25 protein-coding genes and 1 other annotated feature are annotated in these 22,283 nt (G+C 44.0%); all 25 genes read left to right on the top strand.

Features of this window, described 5'->3' with window-relative positions; all coding sequences use genetic code 11:
- Positions 1-20: 20 nt before the first annotated feature.
- A complete protein-coding gene (locus J7I80_RS12705) occupies positions 21-1,676 on the top strand; it encodes a GspE/PulE family protein (RefSeq protein ID WP_214738755.1) in 1,656 nt (551 codons plus the stop codon).
- A gap of 13 nt (positions 1,677-1,689) precedes the next feature.
- The gene (locus J7I80_RS12710) at positions 1,690-2,730 is read left to right on the top strand and encodes a type IV pilus twitching motility protein PilT (RefSeq protein WP_214738729.1); all 1,041 of its coding nucleotides are present in this window, start codon (positions 1,690-1,692) and stop codon (positions 2,728-2,730) included.
- Between the two features lies 1 nt (position 2,731).
- Positions 2,732-3,937: a type II secretion system F family protein gene (locus J7I80_RS12715; RefSeq protein WP_214738730.1), complete on the top strand. Its 1,206-nt coding sequence runs from the start codon at positions 2,732-2,734 to the stop codon at positions 3,935-3,937.
- Positions 3,938-4,063: 126 nt separating this feature from the next.
- Positions 4,064-4,528 (top strand): type IV pilin protein, encoded by a 465-nt coding sequence (locus J7I80_RS12720; protein WP_214738731.1) that lies wholly within the window; start codon positions 4,064-4,066, stop codon positions 4,526-4,528.
- A gap of 28 nt (positions 4,529-4,556) precedes the next feature.
- A complete protein-coding gene (locus tag J7I80_RS12725) occupies positions 4,557-5,309 on the top strand; it encodes a prepilin peptidase (RefSeq protein ID WP_214738732.1) in 753 nt (250 codons plus the stop codon).
- Positions 5,310-5,378: 69 nt separating this feature from the next.
- Positions 5,379-6,371, top strand: coding sequence for a type IV pilus biogenesis protein PilM (gene pilM / locus J7I80_RS12730; protein WP_214738733.1), 993 nt, complete (start codon positions 5,379-5,381; stop codon positions 6,369-6,371).
- Positions 6,372-6,373: 2 nt separating this feature from the next.
- Positions 6,374-6,979 (top strand): PilN domain-containing protein, encoded by a 606-nt coding sequence (locus J7I80_RS12735; protein WP_214738734.1) that lies wholly within the window; start codon positions 6,374-6,376, stop codon positions 6,977-6,979.
- Entirely contained in the window at positions 6,976-7,806 is an 831-nt protein-coding gene (locus J7I80_RS12740; RefSeq protein WP_214738735.1) for a hypothetical protein, read from the top strand. The genes J7I80_RS12735 and J7I80_RS12740 overlap by 4 nt, the downstream gene beginning before the upstream one ends.
- 117 nt (positions 7,807-7,923) lie before the next feature.
- Entirely contained in the window at positions 7,924-9,045 is a 1,122-nt protein-coding gene (locus tag J7I80_RS12745) for an SPOR domain-containing protein (RefSeq protein ID WP_214738736.1), read from the top strand.
- Positions 9,046-9,217: 172 nt separating this feature from the next.
- The gene (locus tag J7I80_RS12750; RefSeq protein ID WP_214738737.1) at positions 9,218-9,790 is read left to right on the top strand and encodes a Maf family protein; all 573 of its coding nucleotides are present in this window, start codon (positions 9,218-9,220) and stop codon (positions 9,788-9,790) included.
- An 83-nt stretch (positions 9,791-9,873) separates the two neighbouring features.
- Positions 9,874-10,545: a RadC family protein gene (gene radC, locus J7I80_RS12755; RefSeq protein WP_192471542.1), complete on the top strand. Its 672-nt coding sequence runs from the start codon at positions 9,874-9,876 to the stop codon at positions 10,543-10,545.
- Positions 10,546-10,704: 159 nt separating this feature from the next.
- Positions 10,705-11,727, top strand: coding sequence for a rod shape-determining protein (locus tag J7I80_RS12760; RefSeq protein ID WP_192471515.1), 1,023 nt, complete (start codon positions 10,705-10,707; stop codon positions 11,725-11,727).
- A 74-nt stretch (positions 11,728-11,801) separates the two neighbouring features.
- Positions 11,802-12,692, top strand: a complete 891-nt coding sequence (gene mreC / locus J7I80_RS12765) for a rod shape-determining protein MreC (protein WP_214738738.1) — start codon at positions 11,802-11,804, stop codon at positions 12,690-12,692.
- Positions 12,689-13,207, top strand: coding sequence for a rod shape-determining protein MreD (gene mreD, locus J7I80_RS12770; protein ID WP_214738739.1), 519 nt, complete (start codon positions 12,689-12,691; stop codon positions 13,205-13,207). The genes mreC and mreD overlap by 4 nt, the downstream gene beginning before the upstream one ends.
- A gap of 401 nt (positions 13,208-13,608) precedes the next feature.
- Positions 13,609-14,289: a septum site-determining protein MinC gene (gene minC / locus J7I80_RS12775; RefSeq protein ID WP_214738740.1), complete on the top strand. Its 681-nt coding sequence runs from the start codon at positions 13,609-13,611 to the stop codon at positions 14,287-14,289.
- Position 14,290: 1 nt separating this feature from the next.
- Complete coding sequence (minD, locus tag J7I80_RS12780) at positions 14,291-15,094, top strand: septum site-determining protein MinD (RefSeq protein WP_192471519.1); 804 nt, start codon at positions 14,291-14,293, stop codon at positions 15,092-15,094.
- A gap of 139 nt (positions 15,095-15,233) precedes the next feature.
- On the top strand, positions 15,234-16,010 hold the full coding sequence (locus J7I80_RS12785) for a M23 family metallopeptidase (RefSeq protein ID WP_214738741.1): 777 nt from the start codon (positions 15,234-15,236) through the stop codon (positions 16,008-16,010).
- On the top strand, positions 16,003-16,869 hold the full coding sequence (locus tag J7I80_RS12790) for a M50 family metallopeptidase (protein WP_214738742.1): 867 nt from the start codon (positions 16,003-16,005) through the stop codon (positions 16,867-16,869). Before J7I80_RS12785 ends, J7I80_RS12790 begins: the two co-directional genes overlap by 8 nt.
- A gap of 64 nt (positions 16,870-16,933) precedes the next feature.
- A complete protein-coding gene (locus J7I80_RS12795; protein ID WP_214738743.1) occupies positions 16,934-18,388 on the top strand; it encodes an Rne/Rng family ribonuclease in 1,455 nt (484 codons plus the stop codon).
- Between the two features lie 88 nt (positions 18,389-18,476).
- Positions 18,477-18,557, top strand: a sequence feature (ribosomal protein L21 leader region).
- 15 nt (positions 18,558-18,572) lie between these two features.
- Positions 18,573-18,881: a 50S ribosomal protein L21 gene (rplU, locus tag J7I80_RS12800; RefSeq protein ID WP_023627147.1), complete on the top strand. Its 309-nt coding sequence runs from the start codon at positions 18,573-18,575 to the stop codon at positions 18,879-18,881.
- A gap of 15 nt (positions 18,882-18,896) precedes the next feature.
- A complete protein-coding gene (locus tag J7I80_RS12805) occupies positions 18,897-19,229 on the top strand; it encodes a ribosomal-processing cysteine protease Prp (RefSeq protein WP_214738744.1) in 333 nt (110 codons plus the stop codon).
- A 13-nt stretch (positions 19,230-19,242) separates the two neighbouring features.
- A complete protein-coding gene (rpmA, locus tag J7I80_RS12810; RefSeq protein ID WP_041964011.1) occupies positions 19,243-19,533 on the top strand; it encodes a 50S ribosomal protein L27 in 291 nt (96 codons plus the stop codon).
- A gap of 281 nt (positions 19,534-19,814) precedes the next feature.
- Positions 19,815-20,354, top strand: a complete 540-nt coding sequence (locus J7I80_RS12815) for a sporulation initiation phosphotransferase B (RefSeq protein WP_214738745.1) — start codon at positions 19,815-19,817, stop codon at positions 20,352-20,354.
- A gap of 47 nt (positions 20,355-20,401) precedes the next feature.
- Positions 20,402-21,694: a GTPase ObgE gene (gene obgE / locus J7I80_RS12820; protein WP_214738746.1), complete on the top strand. Its 1,293-nt coding sequence runs from the start codon at positions 20,402-20,404 to the stop codon at positions 21,692-21,694.
- 119 nt (positions 21,695-21,813) lie between these two features.
- Positions 21,814-22,266: an ACT domain-containing protein gene (locus J7I80_RS12825; protein ID WP_214738747.1), complete on the top strand. Its 453-nt coding sequence runs from the start codon at positions 21,814-21,816 to the stop codon at positions 22,264-22,266.
- Positions 22,267-22,283: the final 17 nt, after the last annotated feature.

Here is a 22,283-nt window from a genome sequence, read left to right on the forward strand (position 1 = left end):
GAGTGATCAATGTGAGGCAAATGAGAAAACGGCTTGGCGACTTATTAGTCGAAACAGGGCTGCTTTCAGAAGCTCAGCTGCAAGCAACCCTTGCTGATAAAGCAGCTGGGCAAAAATTGGGAGATGCACTCCTGCAAAGAGGGCTGATAACAGAACAGCAGTTGATTGAAGTTCTCGAGTTCCAGCTGGGAATTCCACATATCAGTTTATACCGCTATCCATTTGATACAAAGCTTTTTACGCTCATTCCTAAAGAGATGGCAAAGCGAAACTTAGTGATACCTCTGAAAAAAGAAGGGGAAAAGCTGTTCGTTGCGATGGCGGATCCGATGGATTTTTTCACGGTCGATGATCTCAGACTGTCAACAGGCTTCCATATTGAAACCGCGATCGCAACCAAGGACGATATCATCCGCGCGATTAATAAATACTACGATAACAACGATGGACTAGATGATTTGATTGGCATCAGCAGCCCGGCAATGGAAACTGTTCAGGAAGAAAATCTGACAGAAGCCGATTCTCCTGTCATCAGGCTGGTGAATCAATTGCTGTCAAATGCGTCTGCCAACAAGGCAAGTGATATCCATATAGACCCGCAGGAAACGAAGGTTGTCATTCGCTATCGGATAGATGGAATTCTTAGAGTGGAACGGGTGTTGCCGAAGCATATGCAAAATGTGCTGATCGCAAGGATCAAGATTATGTCAAATCTCGATATCACAGAGAACAGGACTCCTCAGGATGGAAGAATCAAAGTCAATCTTGATTTTCATCCTATCGACCTTCGTGTTTCCACTTTGCCAACCGTTTTTGGCGAAAAGGTGGTCATGCGGATTCTTGATATGGGCAGCACATTGAATGACATTGAGAAGCTAGGGTTCAACACGCATAATCTCAACCGGTTTACGAAGATGATCTCGAAACCGAATGGAATTGTCCTGATTACTGGTCCTACTGGTTCCGGGAAATCTTCTACCCTGTATGCCGCTTTGAACAAGCTGAATAGTGAAGAGGTCAACATCATTACGATAGAGGATCCGGTTGAATACCAAATTGAGGGCATTAATCAAATCCAGGTCAACCCGAATGTCGGCATGACCTTCGGGGCCGGTCTGAGGTCAATCCTCCGCCAGGATCCGAACATCATCATGGTAGGTGAAATACGGGATAAAGAGACAGTGGAAGTCGCAGTAAGAGCCTCTTTGACCGGACATCTGGTACTGAGCACGATGCATACGAATGATGCTCTGAGCTCAGTTACGAGGATGCTGGATATGGGAGTCGAGCCTTTCCTTGTCGCATCTTCGTTAAGTGGAGTTGTCGCCCAGCGGCTTGTCCGGAGGGTGTGCCGTGATTGTGCAGAAGCTCAGGAGCCGACAAAGCGTGAAATAGACATTTTTTCTAAACGAGGAATGTCGATTGAGACTGTCTGGAAGGGAAGAGGATGTTCTTCCTGCAATATGACTGGTTATCGAGGCCGGCTGGCAATCCATGAGGTGCTGTCAGTGGATGACGAACTTCGCAGAGCGATCATGAATGAAGAGTCTGTTACGGCTCTGAGGGAAATAGCAGTAAGGAATAAAACAATCTTCCTGATCGACGATGGATTGCTGAAAATTAAACAGGGACTCACCACGACCGAAGAAGTTTTAAGGGTAGCCATAACAGAATAAGCGGGGAGTTAGCATGAAAGAAAAAATAGAGCATTTGCTGAGGTCTGGTTTCGAGCTTAAGGCATCAGATATTCACATCACTGTCGGCATCCCCCCAGTAATGAGAATCAATGGGGATTTAAGAAGATATGGAACGGATACGATTACTCCGGATGAAGTTGAAGAAATGGCAAAAGCCATCATCCCGGAAAATTCCTGGAATGTATTCAAATCGAAAGGTGAACTAGACTTTTCGTACGGAATACCAGGCATCTCCAGGTTCAGGGTTAATGCCTACCATCAAAGAGGCTGCGTTTCGCTTGCAGTCAGGATTGTTCCTACAAGAATCCCGACATTGGAGGAGCTGGAACTGCCAGATATCCTTAAAAGGATTGCCGAAAAGCCACAGGGACTGGTTCTCGTGACAGGACCAACCGGAAGCGGCAAATCTACGACACTGGCATCACTGATCCAGCATATGAACATGACCATGCGGAAGCATATCGTCACATTAGAGGACCCGATTGAATATTTGCATAAGCATGGCAACAGCATCATTGACCAGCGTGAAATCGGACTGGATACAAATAATTTTGCCAACGGACTGCGCGCAGCCCTTCGACAGGATCCGGATGTCATCCTGGTAGGGGAAATGCGTGACCTAGATACAATACAGACTGCGATTACCGCTGCTGAAACCGGGCATCTTGTCCTTGGCACTCTCCATACTTCAAGTGCACCAGCCACAATCAATAGAATAATAGATGTTTTTCCGCCGGGACAACAGGCACAGATACGAATTCAGCTCGCTTCGGTCCTGGTCTCCGTCATTTCCCAGCGGCTCTTTCCTACTGTGGATAAAAAGGGGCGAAGAAGCGCAACGGAGATTTTGATCAATAATGCGGCAGTGGCGAATTTGATCAGGAACGAGAAAATCCATCAAATCATCAGTATCATGCAGACATCCAGAATTCATGGAATGCATACCCTTGAGATGGATATTAAGGAGCTTGTCCAGAGAGGAATTGTCTCCAAGGAAATTGCTGAACCATTTTTACTGGAGAAGATGATTTAATATGGCTCGCTTTAAATATTCCGGACGCGACCGGACAAAAAAACGCTCTGGCACAATTACGGCTGGTTCCAAGCGTGAAGCATTAGAGAAGCTTCGCGAAGACGGAATCAGGACTACCGAGATTATCGAAGTGCCTGAAACTTGGCTTACAAAAGATATCACGATTGGAAATCCTGTTAAGCTGCAGCATCTGGTCATCTATTTAAGGCAGTTTGCTACTTTGTTAAAAGCCGGAGTCTCGGTTGTGGAGTCCACTAAGATTTTAGCAAAACAAACGGACAGTAAAGCATTGAAGAAGGCACTGATGGACATCGAAGCAAATCTGAGGGAAGGGGTCCAGCTATCAGAAGCAACCTCCAAGCACAGTAAAATCTTTTCTCCCATGTATATCAACATGGTGAAGGCAGGAGAAGCAGGCGGAAATATGGATGAGACGCTGGAACGGCTTGCTGAACATTATGAAAAGCAGCATAACACCCGGCAAAAGGTAATCGCCGCAGTCAGTTATCCAGCCGTCATCGCGGTACTGGCGATCCTGGTCGTCATCTTTTTGCTGGTATCCATTGTCCCTACATTTGTTGGCATGTTCGAGGATTTTGGCGGTGAATTGCCGGTCATCACCAAATTTGTTCTTGGGGCAAGCGAATTCATGCAATCGTTTTGGTGGCTGATCCTGCTATTGCTTTTAGGAGTAGTTGCGGGTCTGTCGGCAATGAAGAAAAATAAGCAGACCAAGTATTATCTGGATTTCGCTATTTTACGGATGCCGATTTTTGGAAAAATGATGCAAAAAGCAGTCCTGGCCAGAATGACAAGAACCCTTAGTTCCTTATTTTCGAGTTCAGTCCCGATCCTGCAGGCGTTATCGATTGTCGAAAATGTGGTGGAGAATGAAGTGGTTGGTAGAGTCGTACGGGAGTCACGTGACGCGCTTGAAATCGGGCAATCGATGACCGGACCGATGAAAAAACACTGGGCATTCCCCCCATTAGTCACACAGATGATTGCAATCGGTGAAGAAACAGGCTCATTGGACGCCATGCTGGGAAAAGTAGCCGACTTCTACGAAAAAGAAGTAGAGACGAGTACAGACCAGTTAAAGTCATTGATCGAACCAATCATGATCGTCATACTTGCCGGACTCGTCGGAACAATTGTTACTTCCATCATGATTCCAATGTTCGACATATTCAATCACGTAAATTGATGTTAAACATAAAGAGACAAATCTCTACACATTCTTTATAGGAAATTCATAATCTATCATTTATAATATGATTAGATATATATTCCAATGGTCATAGGTAAAATTAACTAAAAGGAGAAGATTATTATGTTGAAAGCAATCAAGAAAAAAATGAAAGATCAAAGAGGTTTGACCCTGGTTGAACTTTTGGCTGTAGTTGTTATTTTGGGGATTATTAGTGCGATTGCCGTGCCGAGTATTTCAGGGATTATACAAAAATCAAAGATTGATGCAGTGCGAGCTGAGGCTATACAAGTTTTAAATGCAGGTAAAATGCACCTGACAGCAGTTGAAACTAATACTACCTTAACTGAAGATCAACTTGAATCATACTTAGAAAATATTAATTTAGAAGATTATACAGTAACTAAAAATGGAAAAGTTTTAACCGTTTCAGCTACTGCTAAAGTTGGAGAGATAGATATAACGATCCAGAACGCAACTCTTAAAACGTTAAATGAAGGAGATTGGAATCCGGATGATGATGACAATATAACAATTGGCACAGCTACAAATCCTACAGATCCTACTAAAGATGATGGTGATGAATAGTAATTAAAAAGTGAGGTAGTTGACAATTTTGGAATTTGTTTTATTTATTTACGGCCTAGTCCTAGGCTCCTTCTACAACGTAGTAGGTCTTAGGGTCCCAGAAGGAAAATCAATCGTGTCACCTCGTTCTTCGTGTCCGAAATGCGGGCATCAGCTGCGCGCGATTGAATTGATTCCGGTCGTTTCATATTTATTTCAAAGGGGGAAGTGCCGCCAGTGCAAGGTCGGCATTTCGCCCGTTTATCCTTTTTTTGAGCTTTTGACAGGTCTGCTGTTTGCGGGTGCCTATCTTTTGTTTGGTTGGAGCGGTGAATTGGTCATCGCGCTGACTTTAATTTCATTGTTCATCATCATTACGGTGTCCGACCTTGCGTACATGATTATCCCTGATAAGGTGCTGCTTGTATTTGCGGGTATTTTTATTATCGAGCGTATAATTCTTCCTCTATCACCCTGGTGGGACTCATTCGCTGGGGCTGTTGCGGGATTCATGATCCTCTTGTTTATTGCCCTCATCAGCAAAGGGGGAATGGGTGGCGGCGATATCAAGCTCTTTGCGTTGATTGGGTTCGTGGTTGGTTTTAAGACGATGCTTCTATCCTTCTTCTTTGCTACCTTTTATGGCGCTTTCTTTGGCATTGCTGCCATGCTGCTTGGATTTGTAAAAAGAAAGCAAGCAATTCCATTCGGCCCGTTCATTGCCCTTGGTACTCTAACAGCCTATTTCTATGGTGCAGAAATCTTAGGATGGTATCTTCAACTTTTCGTGATTGCCTTGTAATTAAGCAATTAATTTAAGTTAAAGATTCTCACCATTAAAAGTACAGTCATACATTAAGGAGTTTCAATCATGGCATTTTCCTTATTTTCCAGCAGAAACAAGATAGTCAATATCGTTCTCAATGACCATTCCATTCGTTTTGTGGAGCTAAAACAGAAGAACCCCGTCATAGTGAATCATTATGGACAGAGGTACTTACCGCCAGGAATTATTTCGGATGGAAAAATCCTCGATTTTGCGACCTTATCCAATATATTGGATGAATGCATAGCTGAATGGAAAATAGCCAAAAGGGAGATTCGCTTCATCGTACCAGATTCCCTTGTCATTATCAGGAAGGTAAGTATCCCTGGGGATGTCAAAGATGATGAAATTGATGGCTACTTATATTTGGAGCTCGGTTCAACCATCCATTTGCCTTTTGAAGATCCTGTATTTGATACAATTAAACTGGGTACAGAAAATAATAAACAAGAGATTCTCTTATTCGCTGCCCCGGAAAAATACATACTTGAGTATGAAGACTTATTTAAAAGTGTCAGACTTAAGCCGGTGGCAGCTGACATTTCACCGCTGGCCATTTACCGACTCTATCATCATCATGACATGGCAGTGAGAAATGAGGTATTGCTTACTGTTCAATTCGACCTTGATGTTGTCAGTCTGTGTATTTTTGAAGAGCAAATCCCTGTTTTTATGCGTCATATCCCAGGTGATTTGAAGGATCACTGGAAGCTTTCACTTCGGAGAGAGGATCATTCTAATCCTGAACTCGTTTATGATGGTGAAGTATCCGATATTATTTTCCAGCTTGAAGAAATCTACAGGGATATTGCGAAATTAATGGATTTTTATCGATTTTCGCTGACACAGGGAAAAAAAGAGGTAACAAGACTTTTAGTAAATGGTGACCATCCCATGCTTGACCGGGCTATTTCCGATATGAGTGATCGGTTTGGAATGTCTGTATCAACAATCAATATGAAAGCAACTGGTTCGAAATCAGAAGAATTGCCAGTTGCGTTTAATCTTGCTCTTGGGCTTGGATTGAAAGAGGTGTAATAATGCTGGTTGAGATCAATCTTTTACCGAAAAAAGAGCATAGAAAGTCATCACAGCTTATTATTGCCGCGGTTACCCTTATGTTGATAGCGATAACGATATCTATTATTTATCTTCAGGGAAGTAGCTATGAAAATGAAATGAAACAAGTCGACCAGAAAATCTCTAATCTGCAAAAATTGAATAATCTCCAGCAGGAAAAATTGGCTGAAGAAAATGCCGGGAATTCAGTCGTTAAACTGCAGGAAGCGGTCAAATGGGCAGAGAAACACCCGGTGCAAACAGTACCTATTGTGCGGAACATCATTACCTTGCTGCCTGAACGCGGATTTATCCAGAACTTTGAATATAGCATGGATTCTATTCTCGTCACGATTCAATATGATGCTTCAAGGGACGCTGCCTTTTACCTGAGCTCCCTGAAACAATCGGAATGGGTCAAAGAAGCTGAATTGTTGAATGTGGTAGCACTTGAGATTTCAGATGGTGCTGAAGGAAACAATGCTGCTGATGGAGTAACACTTCCGCGATATAGTGCGGATTACAAAATTGTATATCGTCCGGAATTTTTTAAACCGGAAGCTGGCGAAGGGGGAGATGGCTCATGAACCTTCGACTTGAAAAAAAGCATTATATGATTCTTCTTGCAGCAGCAGGCGTCTCTATTTTCGTTTATCTAATTGCTTATTATTTATATTTGAATCCCTTGAACACTAGCTTGGCGTTAAAGGAAAGCCAATTGAAAATGGAGCAAGAGCTGAATACCACCTTGGAAGCGAGACTAGCTGCAGTAAATGAAACAGACTTTAGCAGCACAGCTGAGTTGCAAAAAAGGCTCCCGGTTGACCCAATGGTAGAGCAGTTAGTTCTAGACATTGAGAAAGCAGAAGTGATTTCCAACAGCTTTGTCTCTTCGATAGAATTCAATGCTAAGCAGCAGGCTGGAGTTCCATTGGAACAGGAAACAACATCTGTAGAACAGGCTGACCAACAAAATAATAAGTCTGAGGATCAGGTTGAAAACACCATATCAGAGGTACCAGTATCGAATTCGCAAACAATGTTTCCCGATGGCCTATTGAAAACATCTGTTCAAATCAATGTTAAAGCAGAGAATTACTTTAGCCTTGAGAAATTCATAGAAACGTTAGAATCCTTAAGGCGCATTGTGGTCGTAGAATCTATTTCCTTTAGTGGACCGCAAGAAAGCTTCGCTGTATCAGATGAAGATGTGCCGATTGAAATGTCACTATCCATTAATTCGTTTTATTTTCCGGAACTTGCAGACTTGATGGACTATAATCCGAAAATCCAGGCACCAGAACCTGCCAACAAACGCAATCCATTCCCGACTTTCGGCGATTATTCTGAGGATAATCTTATTGAACAAGAGCAATCCAAAGGTGATGAAACCGTGGAAACAGACGAAAACTAGTCTAGTAAAAAAATTGACGAAAGCATTCTATAACAAGACGACAAAAGTCTTGTTATTTTTTTTTGCCGCTATGATAGGATGGAGCCAAACACGAACGGGCAGGGGGAGGTACAAGCATTGGACAAGCAAGGAAAGACCATCACAATCAAGATTAATGGCAAGGACCGTCCGATTCAGGCAGACAAAAAGATGCAGGATAATGGAATCAGAAAGAAACATAAACAAGAAGGACCCAATGAGAATGGTCCATATGATCAAAAAAAGAGCAGCAATTACCCAATTAATGGTATTCGCGAAGACCGAAGCAAGGTCTATCCGCTGGAAAATGATGCAGCGCTGAATGAAAGTGCTGCTGCCCAGGAACAAACTGAGGAAAGCTTTGACTGGATTTTGCCTGATCCCGTCGACGAGGAAATCATAAAGGAATACAAGATCGCCCCGAAACAGGCAAAAAAGCAAAAAAAGAACGGCATCGGCATTTCGGTTTGGAATACTAAATCAAAACGCAGCAATCGCCTTTATACGACGATTATCATGAATGTTCTTTTTGCCGTGCTGCTTGGAACAGCATTTGGCGTGACATTCCTTAAATTCCTCCCATCAGAACCTGATACAGCTGCGCCAGCAGTGACGCAGCCAAAAGCCGGCCAAACTGCAGAGAGCCCGGCAGGCGGGAAGGAACAGCTTGAGTTAAAATCGATCCAGACCTTTATCGTCCAGAATGGCATTTTCACAACAGAAGCTGGAGCGAAGGAAAGGGTGCAATTACTTGCCGGACAGGGAGTCACGGCTGAGCTATTTCCTGTGAATGGCCAGTTCGCCGTCTTTTTAGGAACTGCCGGAAGCATTGAGGCTGCCAAACAACAGTCAGAAGCACTCAAGGCCAAGGGTGTTGAAGTGTTCGCAAAACCTTTTGAAATTGCTGGCGGAACGGCTGCCGGATTAGCAGCAGCTGAATCGGAATTCCTCAAGCAGGTACCAGAAATCTATACCATCCTGATGAATGGATCAGCAGCAGCGCCAGAGGAAGTAAAAAAAGTTGAGAATTACCAGGCAATGCTTACGAAAATTGAAGACAAGAGTGTAGAGGATCAGACTGTCCTCAAGGCTAAGGTTAGCATGGAAAGAGCAAGTGCTGCTTTTACAAGCTACCAGAAAACGAAGGATGCCAATCAGCTGGCGGAAATGGAGAAAAGCCTTCTGGCATTCCTGTCTGCGTATCAAGCGATTGGCAAGTAATATACCAGAATATTTTCCGGGAAATTGTACAAATTAACAGAGCCTTCGGCAAAATGCGCCAGGCTCTGATTTTTTTTGCCAAACCGACGACTAAAGATTGTTACTAAAGGTGAACTTTGATAGTATTAGCTTGTATCTCCCTTTGATGCAAAAAGAAAAGAAAGGTGATTTTATGCAACGCCTCATTTTAGCCTCTTCTTCTCCACGGCGAAAAGAACTTCTTGAAAACCTCCGCTTGAATTTTGAAATCTCGAGCAGTGATGCAGACGAAAGTTTCAGTGAGACACTCAGCCCTGCCGACGCGGTAATGGAGCTTGCTTCAAGAAAGTCGGGAACTGTGGCTAAGGATTATCCTGATTGCTTCGTGATTGGCTCGGATACTGTCGTCGTCCATGATGGAACGATCCTTGGGAAGCCTGAAAGCGGACAAGAAGCCTTGAAGATGCTCAAAAAGCTGTCTGGGGACACTCATTCAGTCTACACAGGAGTATCCATTATCTCCCCTGAGAAGGAAACGCGTTTCTATGAAAAAACAGATGTGACGTTCTGGGAACTGTCAGATGAAGAAATCGACACCTATATAAAGAGCGGTGAACCATTCGATAAGGCTGGCGGCTATGGAATCCAGGGATTCGGCAGCATGCTTGTCAAAGAGATCAGTGGGGATTATTACACAGTTGTTGGACTGCCTGTATCCAGGGTGATCAGGGAGTTAAGAAAAATCGGGTACAACCTTCCTTATTAAGAGAAAACCACAGAAACTTCTTCTACACTTCCCTCGTCATAATCAATGACTGGGAGGAAAATCTATTGTCTACACATTCATTAATGATCAGAGATTATCCGCAAAATGAGCGGCCGCGGGAGCGATTTGTCCAAAATGGCCCCCAGAGCCTTTCCAATCATGAATTGCTTGCCCTGCTGTTAGGTACGGGGTCGCGGGAAGAATCAGTCCTTCAGCTTGCAAACAGAATGCTTTCCCAGTTTGAGGGCCTCCGGCTTCTTAAAGATGCAACACTGGAAGAACTGACACAAATTAAAGGAATCGGGACAGCAAAAGCGATCCATGTCCTTGCGGCTGTGGAAATCGGCAGGCGCATTGCCAACCATACCCTTGATGAACGCTATGTGATCCGCTCACCGGAAGACGGGGCGAAATATTTAATGAACGATATGCGCTTTCTGACCCAGGAGCATTTTGTCTGCCTGTACTTGAATACGAAAAATCAGGTGATCCACAAGCAGACGATTTTCATCGGCAGCCTTAATGCTTCGATTGTCCATCCGCGAGAGGTCTTCAAAGAAGCGGTCCGCAGATCGGCAGCATCAGTCATTTGCGTGCACAATCATCCCTCGGGTGATCCGACCCCGAGCAGGGAGGATATCGAAGTCACCAAGCGGCTTGCCGAGTCCGGGAAAATTGTCGGAATTGAATTGTTAGATCATTTGATCATTGGGGAAAATAAATATGTTAGTTTGAAGGAAAAAGGGTATGTATGATACTAGGATTTTGATTGACGTTACGATATAATATAATTTATGATTTTTGCGGACAAGTTAAAAATTTGTCAGGAAATCTGCCTATGAACAATCAACTGATTTTGTTATAGATTGCCTGTTCTTTTATTGCATTTTTTGTTAAGAAAGGGAGATACAAATATGTTTGGGATTGGTACAAGAGACCTAGGAATCGACCTTGGTACTGCTAATACACTTGTTTATGTTAAAGGAAAAGGAATCGTTTTAAGAGAGCCATCGGTTGTGGCACTTCAAACGGATACAAAAAATATCGTCGCTGTCGGTAATGATGCAAAGAATATGATCGGACGTACGCCTGGAAATGTCGTCGCCTTAAGGCCGATGAAGGATGGCGTCATTGCTGATTATGAGACAACAGCGACAATGATGAAGTACTATATCAAACAGGCAACGAAGAATAAGGGCTGGTTTGCCGGCAAGCCGTATGTCATGATATGTGTTCCATCTGGCATTACAGCTGTTGAAGAACGAGCGGTTATTGACGCGACTCGCCAGGCTGGCGCCAGGGATGCTTTTACGATTGAGGAACCGTTTGCAGCAGCGATTGGAGCAAACCTTCCTGTATGGGAACCAACTGGAAGCATGGTTGTCGACATCGGCGGCGGTACGACAGAAGTTGCGATTATCTCTCTGGGAGGAATCGTTACATCTCAATCTGTCCGCATTGCAGGTGATGAAATGGATGACGCTATCATCAATTATATCCGTAAAACTTATAACCTGATGATTGGTGAGAGAACAGCGGAAGCGATTAAAATGGAAGTCGGTTCAGCAGGAGATGCGGATGGCATTGAAAATATGGAAATCCGCGGCCGTGACTTGCTGACAGGTCTGCCGAAAACAATTGAAATCACAGCAGAAGAAATTGCCAAAGCATTGCGTGACACTGTTTACGCCATTGTCGATGCCGTGAAGCTGACCCTGGAAAAAACACCACCAGAACTTGCTTCTGACATCATGGATCGTGGAATTGTCCTTACAGGCGGAGGCGCTTTGCTCCGTAATTTGGACAAGGTCATCAGTGAAGAAACAAAGATGCCAGTCTTGATTGCCGAAGATCCGCTGGACTGTGTTGCAATCGGTACCGGGAAGGCATTGGACCATATCGATTTATTCAAGACTAAAGCAAAAGAATCAAGGTAATAGGGAAGGGAAGCGGGGATTATCCACTTCCCTCCCTTTCTGTCATCCATTTTTATAGATTAGAGGTGTAAATCATGCCACAGTTCTTTTTTAATAAACGCCTGATAATGCTGCTTGTGAGCATTATAGTCCTCGTGGCATTGATTGGATTTTCTTTAAGGGAAAGAGAAGAATTGACATGGCCCGAGCAGTTTATCAAAGACTCGACCAGCTGGGTGCAATCCGTTGTTTCCAGGCCGGCCAATTATATCGCTGGTTTAATTGAGAACCTTCAAGACTTGCAAAATACATATCAGGAAAACAAAGAGTTGAAGAAACGCGTTGATGATATGGCCCGCCTTGAAGCGAAAGTATACTCCCTTGAAAAAGAAAACGAGGAGCTTCAGGAAATTTTAAATAAGAAAGAATCACTAGCAGACTATGAGCCAATCCAGGCTGTAAGGATTGCCAGAAGTCCAGAACGATGGAATGAACTGATCATCATCAATAAAGGCGCTTCCAATGGAATTGAAAAAAATATGGCCGTTATCACGTCAAAAGGTTTAATTGGCAAAATCAAAAGCACAACACCATTCTCGGCAACTGTGCAGCTCATCAGTTCCATTGACCCGACCAACAGGATTTCTGCCATCCTGCAGGCTGATAAGCCGCTTTATGGCACGATCGAAGGATATGATAAGAAAAATGAGCTTCTTTTATTAAAAGGACTGCCATATAATGCGGAAATTGAAAAAGGACAAAATGTCGTCACCACTGGTATGGGCGGCATCTTTCCAAAAGATCTTCCAATCGGAAAGGTTGTCAAAGTTGTCCCGGATCAATTTGGTTTGAACCAAACAGCATATATTAAGCCCGAAGCAAATCTCTATGACCTGGAACATGTCATGGTTGTTAAAAAATCAATGATTTCAGTAGACATTGAAGAAAGCTTGGAAGATAGCGAAGGCGAGGAGGAAGGCAATTGATCCGTTTCTTGCTCCCTGCTCTTTTCGCTTTTTTATTCATTCTGGAAAGTCTGTTTGTCGAATTGCTGCCTGCCGAGTTATTCAACAGCGACCGGATTCTTGTACCGCATTTCCTCATGGCAGGGATTTTATTTCTGACGGCATACCTGAGCCCAAAACATGGAATCATTTATGGATTAATTTTCGGACTCCTTTTTGATATCGTCTACACGGAAATCATCGGGATCTATCTTTTCATGTTTCCGTTCATTGCTTATTTGGCCGCAAACATGATGAGGATCCTGCAGACCAATATTTTAATTGTATCCATTCTATCCCTGCTTGGCATTGCGCTTCTGGAGGTAGGAGTTTACGAGTTGATGCTGCTGATAAAAATTACTGACCTGGACTTTTCGACCTATGTTAAAATAAGACTAGTCCCTACATTGATTCTGAATCTTGCTTTTATCATATTAGCGGCCTATCCATTTAAAAAACAGTTCGAGAATGCCGCAGACCGGTTACGAAATGATTAGAATTATTTTATCGGAGCTATAAAAATATTGTACATGTATCCCGAATAAAGGAATTTGGCGGAGGGATGTCGAATTTCTTTCAGGTGAAATAATTTTATTACGGCAGATAAATGTCCAGCTCCAGCGCCAAGCCACCATTGTTGCAATGAGATGACTTAATGCAGTCAAAGAAACTGTAGTGCGGTCCCAGGCAATTGTTCTGGCTGCCAGGCGTTTGCGCTTTTCTTATGATTAATGTTTAGACATTTACACTTAGATTAGTGTCTAGCTCCAGCGCCAAGCCCCTCGAGACGTTTCGGTCCTGCCAATGAAGTCCAAGAACGACTTCACTGTCAGGCTCTCCAACGCTGGTCGGGGCTGACCAAGGCGCTTGCGCTTTTCGTATGAGGTGAACATCCAGTATGAAGAAAACACAAAATGTGACAATAAAAGGAACAAAAGATGGACTTACGCTCCATTTGGATGATACTTGCTCCTACGATGAACTGAAGAAGGAGCTTGACAGGAAGCTTTCCAATTCTTCACGTGTCCAAGAAGAGGAGCAGTTGCTTTCGGTTAAGGTGAAAGTAGGAAATAGGTACCTTTCAAAAGCTCAGGAAGAAGAGCTGAAAGACCTGATCCGCCAGAAGAGGAACTTAATCGTCGAGGATCTGGAGACAAATGTGATCACCAGGGAGGAAGCCGACAAGCTTCGTCAGGAAACAGAAATCGTGCCTGTTGCCAAAGTGATCCGTTCAGGACAGGTTCTTGAGATAACTGGGGACTTGCTCCTCATTGGAGATGTCAATCCCGGAGGAACAGTCAAGGCGACAGGAAATATATTCATCATGGGTGCTTTAAAAGGGGTTGCGCATGCTGGTTCGGAAGGCAATAACGAAGCAGTCATTGCAGCTTCTGTCATGAAGCCGTCACAACTCAGGATCAGTGATTGCATAAACCGGGCTCCAGACCATGTTCCCGATGAAGAAAACCGCGTGATGGAATGTGCTTACATATCGGACAGTCAACAGATTGTAGTTGATAGATTGCAAGTTTTAATGAAAAAAAGACCTAGTTTAACTAGGTTTGAAGGAGGCCTCTAAAGTGGGAGAAGCGATAGTAGTTACATCCGGAAAAGGCGGAGTTGGCAAAACGACAACTTCTGCTAATATAGGTACAGCTTTGGCCCTTCAAGGCAAAAGAGTCTGCCTTGTCGATACAGATATCGGCTTGCGCAACCTGGACGTTGTCATGGGGCTTGAAAACCGCATCATATATGATCTCGTCGATGTAATTGAAGGAAGATGCAAGATCCATCAGGCCCTTGTAAAGGATAAGCGCTTCGATGACCACCTATATTTGCTTCCAGCGGCACAGACTAGCGATAAAACGGCGGTCCAGCCGGAACAAATGAGAAAATTGGTGAATGAACTAAAGCAGGACTATGATTATATCATCATCGATTGCCCGGCAGGAATCGAGCAGGGCTATAAAAACGCTGTTGCTGGTGCTGACAAGGCTATTGTCGTCACAACCCCAGAGGTTTCAGCGGTCAGGGATGCTGACAGGATTATCGGCCTGCTTGAAAAAGAGGAAAATGTTGAATCACCAAAACTTGTCATCAATCGGATCCGCACCCATATGATGAAAAATGGCGACATGCTGGATGTGGATGAAATCACGACACATCTCTCGATCGATTTAATCGGGATTGTGGCCGATGATGATGAAGTCATCAAAGCATCAAACCACGGCGAGCCAATCGCGTTGAACCCAAATAGCAAAGCATCCATTGCGTACAGGAACATTGCCAGGAGGATTCTTGGTGAGTCTGTTCCATTGCAGCAATTGGATAATGATAATAAAGGCGTATTTTCGAAGATTAAAAAGTTCTTCGGTGTCCGCTGATCAAAAGGCATCTGCCCTCGTTTTTTTGAGGGTTGATGTCTTTTTTTATCTATTTCTAATACTTGAACTTGTCATACTCTTATTGGACAGGTCATAGACTTGTACTAACTTAGAGTACAAGGGGAATGGTGGGGATTGGATGAACTCGAGAGCTGATGATATACGCAGAAGGATGATGAAGAGGAAAAGAGAGCGGGAAAGAATGGAGAAAATGAGCCATAACCGCTTATTTTCAACGGAGGAAGAACGGCATGGTTTTGACAGAATTCCATCTTATGACATGGGGCCGGGGGAAGGGGGACATCCTCTATTCAAGAAGGAAGTTTTTTTATTCAAAGTGCTCGCTTCGGCATGCCTCGTTTTGATCATTGCGATCATTTTCCGGAGCCCATCAGAAAAAGCAGAAACATTTCAGCAATATGTGAAGCATACGATGGACCAGGAATTCCAGTTTGCTGCCGTTTCAGACTGGTATGAAAATCAATTTGGCAAGCCGCTCGCTTTGCTTCCTGCCAAAAGTGCAGATGAAGAAACCAATCAGGAACTGAACCCAGGCGCTCAATATGCACTCCCTGCTTCCGGGAAAATCCTTGAAGATTTTGGCGACAATGGCCAGAGGATCCAGATTGAAACCGGCAAGGGTGCTGATGTGGAAGCGATGGATGAAGGGCTTGTCCACTTTGTCGGCATGAAAGAAGGATTCGGTAAAACGGTTATTGTGCAGCATGCAGACAAGAGCGAAACATGGTATGGAAACCTCGATAAAATCGATGTAAGCCTCTACGAGTATATCTCTAAAGGAGCGAAGGTAGGTACGGCGATGGACAGTACGGATGGAATAAAGGGTTCATTTTATTTCGCCATTAAAAAAGGGGATGACTTCGTAGATCCCGTCCAGGTGATCAAGTTTGAATAAAGCCATTGCGTTAATGCGAAAAATACACATCCATCCTTTGCTGTGGGTGATCATCGCCCTTGCGGTTGCGACCGCGCATTTTATAGAGTTGATGATGGTGCTGCTGATTATTTTTGTTCATGAAATGGGACATGGTGCTGCAGCTTCTTTTTTTTCGTGGAGAATCAAGAAAATCGCCCTGCTTCCATTTGGTGGGGTAGCTGAAATGGATGAGCACGGGAACAGGCCGTTAAAAGAAGAATTGATTGTTGTTCTGGCAGGACCTCTGCAGCATGTTTGGATGGTGGCGCTCTCTTATTTGCTGTTTGCTGCCGGGGTTTTTCCGGAAAAGTGGCATCTGCTGTTCATTGAATATAATATGATGATCCTCCTGTTCAATCTGATTCCAATCTGGCCCTTGGATGGAGGCAAGCTGGTATTCATTTTGTTATCAATGAACAAATCCTTTCAGGAAGCCCATCTGCGTACTTTGTATATTTCAGCAGGTTCACTCGTTATTTTTTCGGTGATTCTAAGCATTATCGCACCTCTGACATTGAATGTCTGGGTCATCATCGGTTTCCTGGCCTTTTCTATTTATTATGAATGGAAGCAGCGGCGTTTTATCTTTATGCGTTTTTTGATGGAGCGGCATTATGGAAAGCAGCTGGACTTGAGAGAGCTAAAGCCGATCAGCGCAACAGAGAATGAAATGGTCGGCCATGTATTGGAAAAGTTCCAGCGCGGCTGCAAGCATCCCATCATCGTCAAGCAGCAGGACGGCAAGGAAATGGTCATGGATGAGAATGAATTGCTCCATGCTTTTTTCAATGAGAAGTTATTATCAGCGAAAATTGGAGATTTGCTTTACACCTTCTAAAATAGGATAATGAATGCAGCGCAGATACCTCTAGCGCTGCATTTTTTTACGATTAGGAGAATCAATGAACCAGTTAATTATCAATGCAAATTCAAGAGAAAAGCGCTTCGCAACGGTCAAGAATGGCGAAGTTGAAAAAATATACATCGAACAGCCGGGCCAGCTATCGCTGGTCGGGAATATCTACCTTGGCATCGTCGAAAAAGTCATACCAGGGATGAACGCGGCATTCGTCAATTTTGGCGAAGAAATGAGCGGCTTCCTGCAGAAAGATAAGCTCCCATCTTACGTACTGTCAGATGACGAAAATAAGACGAATCGGTCCATCTCTTCATATGTCCATCAAGGTGAAAAACTGCTGGTCCAGGTTGAAAAAGATGCGGCCGGGACAAAAGGGGCAAGGCTGACAGGAATCATCGAATTACAAGGTGAGAACCTTGTCTATATGCCTCAGGGTAAATACATAGCTGTGTCCAAAAAGGCGGATTCAGCAGACACCAGGAATAAATGGAGAGAATTCGCCAGCCAGGTCAAAACACCTGAAGAAGGCCTTATTTTCAGGACCGAAAGCCTGAACCAGACTGAGGAAGCAATCATGAGTGAGCTTGAGCGCCACCGCGCTGAATACTCTCAAATGAAAAACGCCATGTCAGCAATGAAGAAGCCCGGAATCATCCATAGCCGTGATTATTTTTTTGAGCAGGCTGTGGCAGCACTTCTGTCGTTTGAAAATGGAGAAGTGATTACGGATAGTCTCGATTTTAAGAAAAGAATTCAGGACCATATCACTGAAGGTATAGAGATTGAGTTTTATAATGGAAATGATCATATCTTTTCTTTTTATAAAATTGAACAGGAAATCGAGCGGCTGCTTAAAAGGATTGTCTGGCTGGATAAAGGAGCTTACATGGTCATAGACCAGGGTGAGGCACTTACAATGATCGATGTGAACACAGGAAAGTTTTCCGGCAAAACGGATTTGCGCGATACTGTTACGAAAACGAATCTGAATGCTGCAGTCGAAGCGGCAAGGCAAATCAGGCTCAGGGATCTTGCAGGCATCATCCTGATTGATTTTATTGATATGAAGAATGATAGTGAACGGAACAAGGTGCAGAAGCTCATTCAAAAAGAGCTGCTTCAGGATGAACGGCGGACAAGGATCATCGGCTTTACCGAGCTGGGAATCCTCCAGCTGACAAGAAAGAAAACGAAGCAGTCGCTGGCCGAGACGCTGACTGAAAAATGCTGGACATGCGGAGGTACGGGGCAGGTGCTGAGCGCGGAAACCGTCGCATACAGACTCGAGCGCGCGTTGTGGGAATATAAAAACTCAGATTATGAAGAAGTCCTCATAGCCGCAACGAATGAGGTCATCAACCGTTTTTCCGGTGAGGCCGATATCCATAAATTGAGGCTTGAAAAAGCACTGGGCCTTAAGATAAAATTCTCTTTGTCAGACGCGGCGAAACCTTTTTATGAAATTCTTAAGGTTGGTGCTTCGACAGAATCAGGTTAAGCCAAGCTGGCCATTAAAAGAACATCGATAATTATGTTGACACTTTCGTTAAACATATGATAGTATTTTAATGTTATTGTTTGTAGCACCCGTGCTACAACCGCACACTTCAGGTATCTAAGCTTTGCAAATTTGCAAACGCCTGCGGTTGGCGAGTCTGAGTCTAATGAGGAGGTGCACTGGAATGTACGCAATTATCGAAACTGGCGGCAAGCAAGTAAAGGTAGAAGAAGGACAAGCAATCTACATTGAAAAGCTAAACGCTGCTGAAGGCGAAACTGTAACTTTTGACAAGGTTCTTTTTGTAGGTGGCGATAACGTTAAAGTTGGTAGCCCAGTAGTTGAAGGCGCAACTGTAACTGCTAAAGTTGAAAAGAACGGCCGTCAAAAGAAAATCATCGTTTTCAAGTACAAAGCGAAAAAGAACAATCGTAAGAAGCAAGGTCATCGTCAGCCTTACACTAAAGTTGTTATCGAAAAGATCAACGCTTAATTAAGGCGGATTACCATGATTCGTGCAACGATTAATCGTACAAAATCCGGAAGCATCCAATCGTTTACGATTAGCGGCCACGCTGGATATGCTGCCCATGGCAGTGACATTGTCTGTGCAGGTGTTTCGACCATCTCGATCGGAACTGTCAATTCCATCATAGGTTTGACAGGTATCACCCCTGACATTGAGCAAGGCGCCGACGGTTTTCTCCGCTGTGAAATCCCCGACAATTTGCCGGCGAATACACAGGAGAAAATCCAACTGCTCCTCGAAAGCATGGTCATTACATTGCAATCGATGGAAAAAGAGTACGGAAAGCATATAAAATTAACCTTCAAACAGTAGGAGGTGGAACAAAATGTTAAGATTAGATCTTCAATTCTTCGCTTCTAAGAAGGGTGTAGGTTCAACTAAGAACGGACGTGACTCAATCTCTAAGCGCCTTGGCGCTAAGCGTGCAGACGGTCAATTCGTATCTGGTGGTTCTATCCTTTACCGTCAGCGCGGAACTAAAATCTACCCAGGTGTAAACGTGGGTAAAGGTGGAGATGACACTCTATTCGCTAAGGTTGACGGCGTCGTTAAATTCGAACGTCTTGGCCGTGACCGCAAGCAAGTAAGTGTTTATCCAGCAGCTCAAGAAGCGTAAGCTAAAGAGAAGCCCTAACCACTGCGGTTAGGGTTTTCTTGTATTTTAAAGCTTATTGATGGCATTATGGAGTTCTTATGTATTGAATGCTCCATAAATGTGATCTGCTGAATGGAGCAAAGAATTTATTAATGCCCGAATAGGGTGTTATGATAGTGATTCCGGTTAAAATAAATCACGATTTTATAGGTCCAACCGACATTTAAATACATAATTAGCTTACGCAGAATGGCTTTTTTGTTATACTTACACCAAGCAGTCTTATGAGTAGGAGTATGTGTATGAAGAAAGAGTGGGATACAATCGAGGTTTTGCGCCATGCACGCCATGATTGGATGAATAAGCTTCAATTAATTAAAGGGAATTTATCACTGAATAAAGTGGACCGGGCTAAAGAGATCATTGAAGAAATTATCATGGAAGCCAGGCAGGATGCAAAGCTATCTAATTTACATCTTCCTCAGTTTGCCTCTACATTGTTAACCTGCAATTGGGAGAATCATCATTTCCAATTGGAATATGAAGTAATGGACTCCCAGAACTTCCACAGATTAGATGACCAGCTGTTGACTGGCTGGACAGAGCAGCTTTTTGATACATTGAATTCTTCGATTGAACAATATCAGGAAAATCATCTCTCCGTCACAATTGAGCCGCAGGAGAAAGGAATTGGGTTCTTTTTTGATTTTAGCGGAATAATAAATGATAAAAATCGCTTAAAAAGCTTCCTCGACAAGCAGCCGGGTAAAAATATGAAAGTTATCTCGGATGGCGTGGTCGATGGGGAATTGACGATAGAAGTTTTTATGGAATCAGTCTAGGGAAACATAGAAGCGATAACAAATTTCAGACAGGTGGTAATGACATAATGTTTGTCGATCAGGTTAAGATTTATGTAAAAGGCGGGGACGGCGGCGATGGAATGGTCGCGTTCCGACGTGAAAAGTATGTGCCGAAAGGCGGCCCGGCTGGCGGCGACGGCGGTAATGGTGCGAATGTAGTCTTCCAGGTAGAGGAAGGACTGCGCACGCTGATGGATTTCAGGTACCAGCGCCATTTCAAGGCACCGCGCGGCGAGCACGGAATGTCTAAAAACCAACATGGTAAAAATTCAAAGGATATGATCGTAAAGGTTCCACCAGGGACAATCGTGTCCGATGCCGAGACCGGCGCAATCATTGCTGACCTTGTAGAGCATGGGCAGAAAGCTGTAATCGCTAAGGGAGGACGCGGCGGACGCGGTAACTCGCGTTTCGCAACACCGGCCAACCCGGCACCAGAGCTTTCCGAAAAAGGTGAACCAGGACAAGAAAGAGAAATCATCATGGAGTTGAAGCTCCTTGCGGATGTGGGACTAGTGGGCTTCCCGAGCGTCGGGAAATCGACGTTATTGTCTGTTGTTTCAGCTGCTAGGCCAAAGATTGCAGAGTACCACTTCACGACCATTGCACCGAACTTGGGTATGGTCGAAACAGAAGACGGCAGAAGCTTCGTGCTTGCAGACTTGCCTGGGCTTATTGAAGGAGCACATTCAGGGGTGGGCCTTGGGCATCAGTTCCTGCGCCATATCGAACGTACACGGGTTATCATCCACGTTATTGACATGGCTGCAACGGAAGGCCGCGATCCTTATGAGGATTATCTGACGATCAATAATGAATTGAAGGAATATAACTTGAGGCTGACGGAGAGACCGCAGGTAATCGTGGCCAATAAAATGGACATGCCAGATGCGGAAGAAAACCTGAAAGTGTTCAAGGAAAAATTGGGAGATGAGCATCCTGTTTTCCCAATTTCGGCTGTAACAAGAGAAGGTCTGCGTGAATTATTATTCGCGGTAGCTGACCTGATTGAAAAGACTCCTGAGTTCCCTCTCATTGATGAAGAGGAATTAGAAAAAGATGAAACCCGAGTCATGTACAAGCATGAAAAAGCGGAGCAGGAATTCCAGATTACCCGTGAATCGGATGGAGCATTTGTTATTTCCGGGGACAGTATTGAAAGGTTGTTCAAGATGACCGATTTTTCTAGGGATGAATCTGTCCAAAGATTCGCCCGCCAGATGCGCGGTATGGGCATTGATGATGCCCTTCGTGAAAGAGGCGCGAAAGATGGAGATACAGTGAAGCTGCTTGAATATGAATTTGAATTCGTGGAATAGGCTTAAATGATTTTAGAAGGTCGATTAGCCGGAAACAGGCTAATCGGCTTTCCTCTTTAAAAAACGAATCGTGGCAGCAAGAAGAATAAAAAAGCCAGCAAACGGATGGGGTGGTGGAGATGAAGCAAAATCAAGATAGGAAGTTTTACCTTGTTCGTGAAGATGTCCTGCCTGAGGCAATGAAGAAAACGCTCGAGGCAAAGGAAATGATCGAGCGTGGTAAAGCAGAGTCAGTCTGGGATGCAGTTCAACGTGTCGATTTGAGCCGAAGTGCATTTTATAAATACCGTGATACCGTTTTTCCTTTCCATACAATTGTGAAGGAACGGATCATTACGCTGTTTTTTCAGCTTGAAGATCGGTCTGGGACGCTTTCTGAACTGCTGAGCACGGTTGCTGCAACTGGCTGCAATGTTTTGACCATCCATCAGACCATTCCTCTGCAAAGCAGGGCAAATGTAACGCTGAGCTTGAATGTCACCGAAATGAGAGTCGAAATGGATGAATTGCTCGCGAGACTGAAAAGACTGGAATTTGTAGAAAAAGTTGAAGTTCTGGGGTCAGGAGCTTAACAAGAAAGGGTACTGTA

The organism is Bacillus sp. ISL-41 (assembly GCF_018613235.1).
In the GTDB taxonomy this organism is placed as follows: Bacteria; Bacillota; Bacilli; order Bacillales; family Cytobacillaceae; genus Mesobacillus.

Coding starts and splice junctions, on each gene's coding strand:
- J7I80_RS12815 (WP_214738745.1), top strand. CDS start 19,815: ATGAAGAAAGAGTGGGATACAATCGAGGTTTTGCGCCATGCACGCCAT.
- J7I80_RS12805 (WP_214738744.1), top strand. CDS start 18,897: ATGATTCGTGCAACGATTAATCGTACAAAATCCGGAAGCATCCAATCG.
- J7I80_RS12795 (WP_214738743.1), top strand. CDS start 16,934: ATGAACCAGTTAATTATCAATGCAAATTCAAGAGAAAAGCGCTTCGCA.
- J7I80_RS12740 (WP_214738735.1), top strand. CDS start 6,976: ATGAACCTTCGACTTGAAAAAAAGCATTATATGATTCTTCTTGCAGCA.
- mreC (WP_214738738.1), top strand. CDS start 11,802: ATGCCACAGTTCTTTTTTAATAAACGCCTGATAATGCTGCTTGTGAGC.
- radC (WP_192471542.1), top strand. CDS start 9,874: ATGATCAGAGATTATCCGCAAAATGAGCGGCCGCGGGAGCGATTTGTC.
- J7I80_RS12715 (WP_214738730.1), top strand. CDS start 2,732: ATGGCTCGCTTTAAATATTCCGGACGCGACCGGACAAAAAAACGCTCT.
- J7I80_RS12735 (WP_214738734.1), top strand. CDS start 6,374: ATGCTGGTTGAGATCAATCTTTTACCGAAAAAAGAGCATAGAAAGTCA.
- J7I80_RS12825 (WP_214738747.1), top strand. CDS start 21,814: ATGAAGCAAAATCAAGATAGGAAGTTTTACCTTGTTCGTGAAGATGTC.
- rplU (WP_023627147.1), top strand. CDS start 18,573: ATGTACGCAATTATCGAAACTGGCGGCAAGCAAGTAAAGGTAGAAGAA.
- minC (WP_214738740.1), top strand. CDS start 13,609: ATGAAGAAAACACAAAATGTGACAATAAAAGGAACAAAAGATGGACTT.
- J7I80_RS12710 (WP_214738729.1), top strand. CDS start 1,690: ATGAAAGAAAAAATAGAGCATTTGCTGAGGTCTGGTTTCGAGCTTAAG.
- rpmA (WP_041964011.1), top strand. CDS start 19,243: ATGTTAAGATTAGATCTTCAATTCTTCGCTTCTAAGAAGGGTGTAGGT.
- J7I80_RS12750 (WP_214738737.1), top strand. CDS start 9,218: ATGCAACGCCTCATTTTAGCCTCTTCTTCTCCACGGCGAAAAGAACTT.
- J7I80_RS12760 (WP_192471515.1), top strand. CDS start 10,705: ATGTTTGGGATTGGTACAAGAGACCTAGGAATCGACCTTGGTACTGCT.
- J7I80_RS12785 (WP_214738741.1), top strand. CDS start 15,234: ATGAACTCGAGAGCTGATGATATACGCAGAAGGATGATGAAGAGGAAA.
- obgE (WP_214738746.1), top strand. CDS start 20,402: ATGTTTGTCGATCAGGTTAAGATTTATGTAAAAGGCGGGGACGGCGGC.
- J7I80_RS12705 (WP_214738755.1), top strand. CDS start 21: ATGAGAAAACGGCTTGGCGACTTATTAGTCGAAACAGGGCTGCTTTCA.
- pilM (WP_214738733.1), top strand. CDS start 5,379: ATGGCATTTTCCTTATTTTCCAGCAGAAACAAGATAGTCAATATCGTT.
- J7I80_RS12720 (WP_214738731.1), top strand. CDS start 4,064: ATGTTGAAAGCAATCAAGAAAAAAATGAAAGATCAAAGAGGTTTGACC.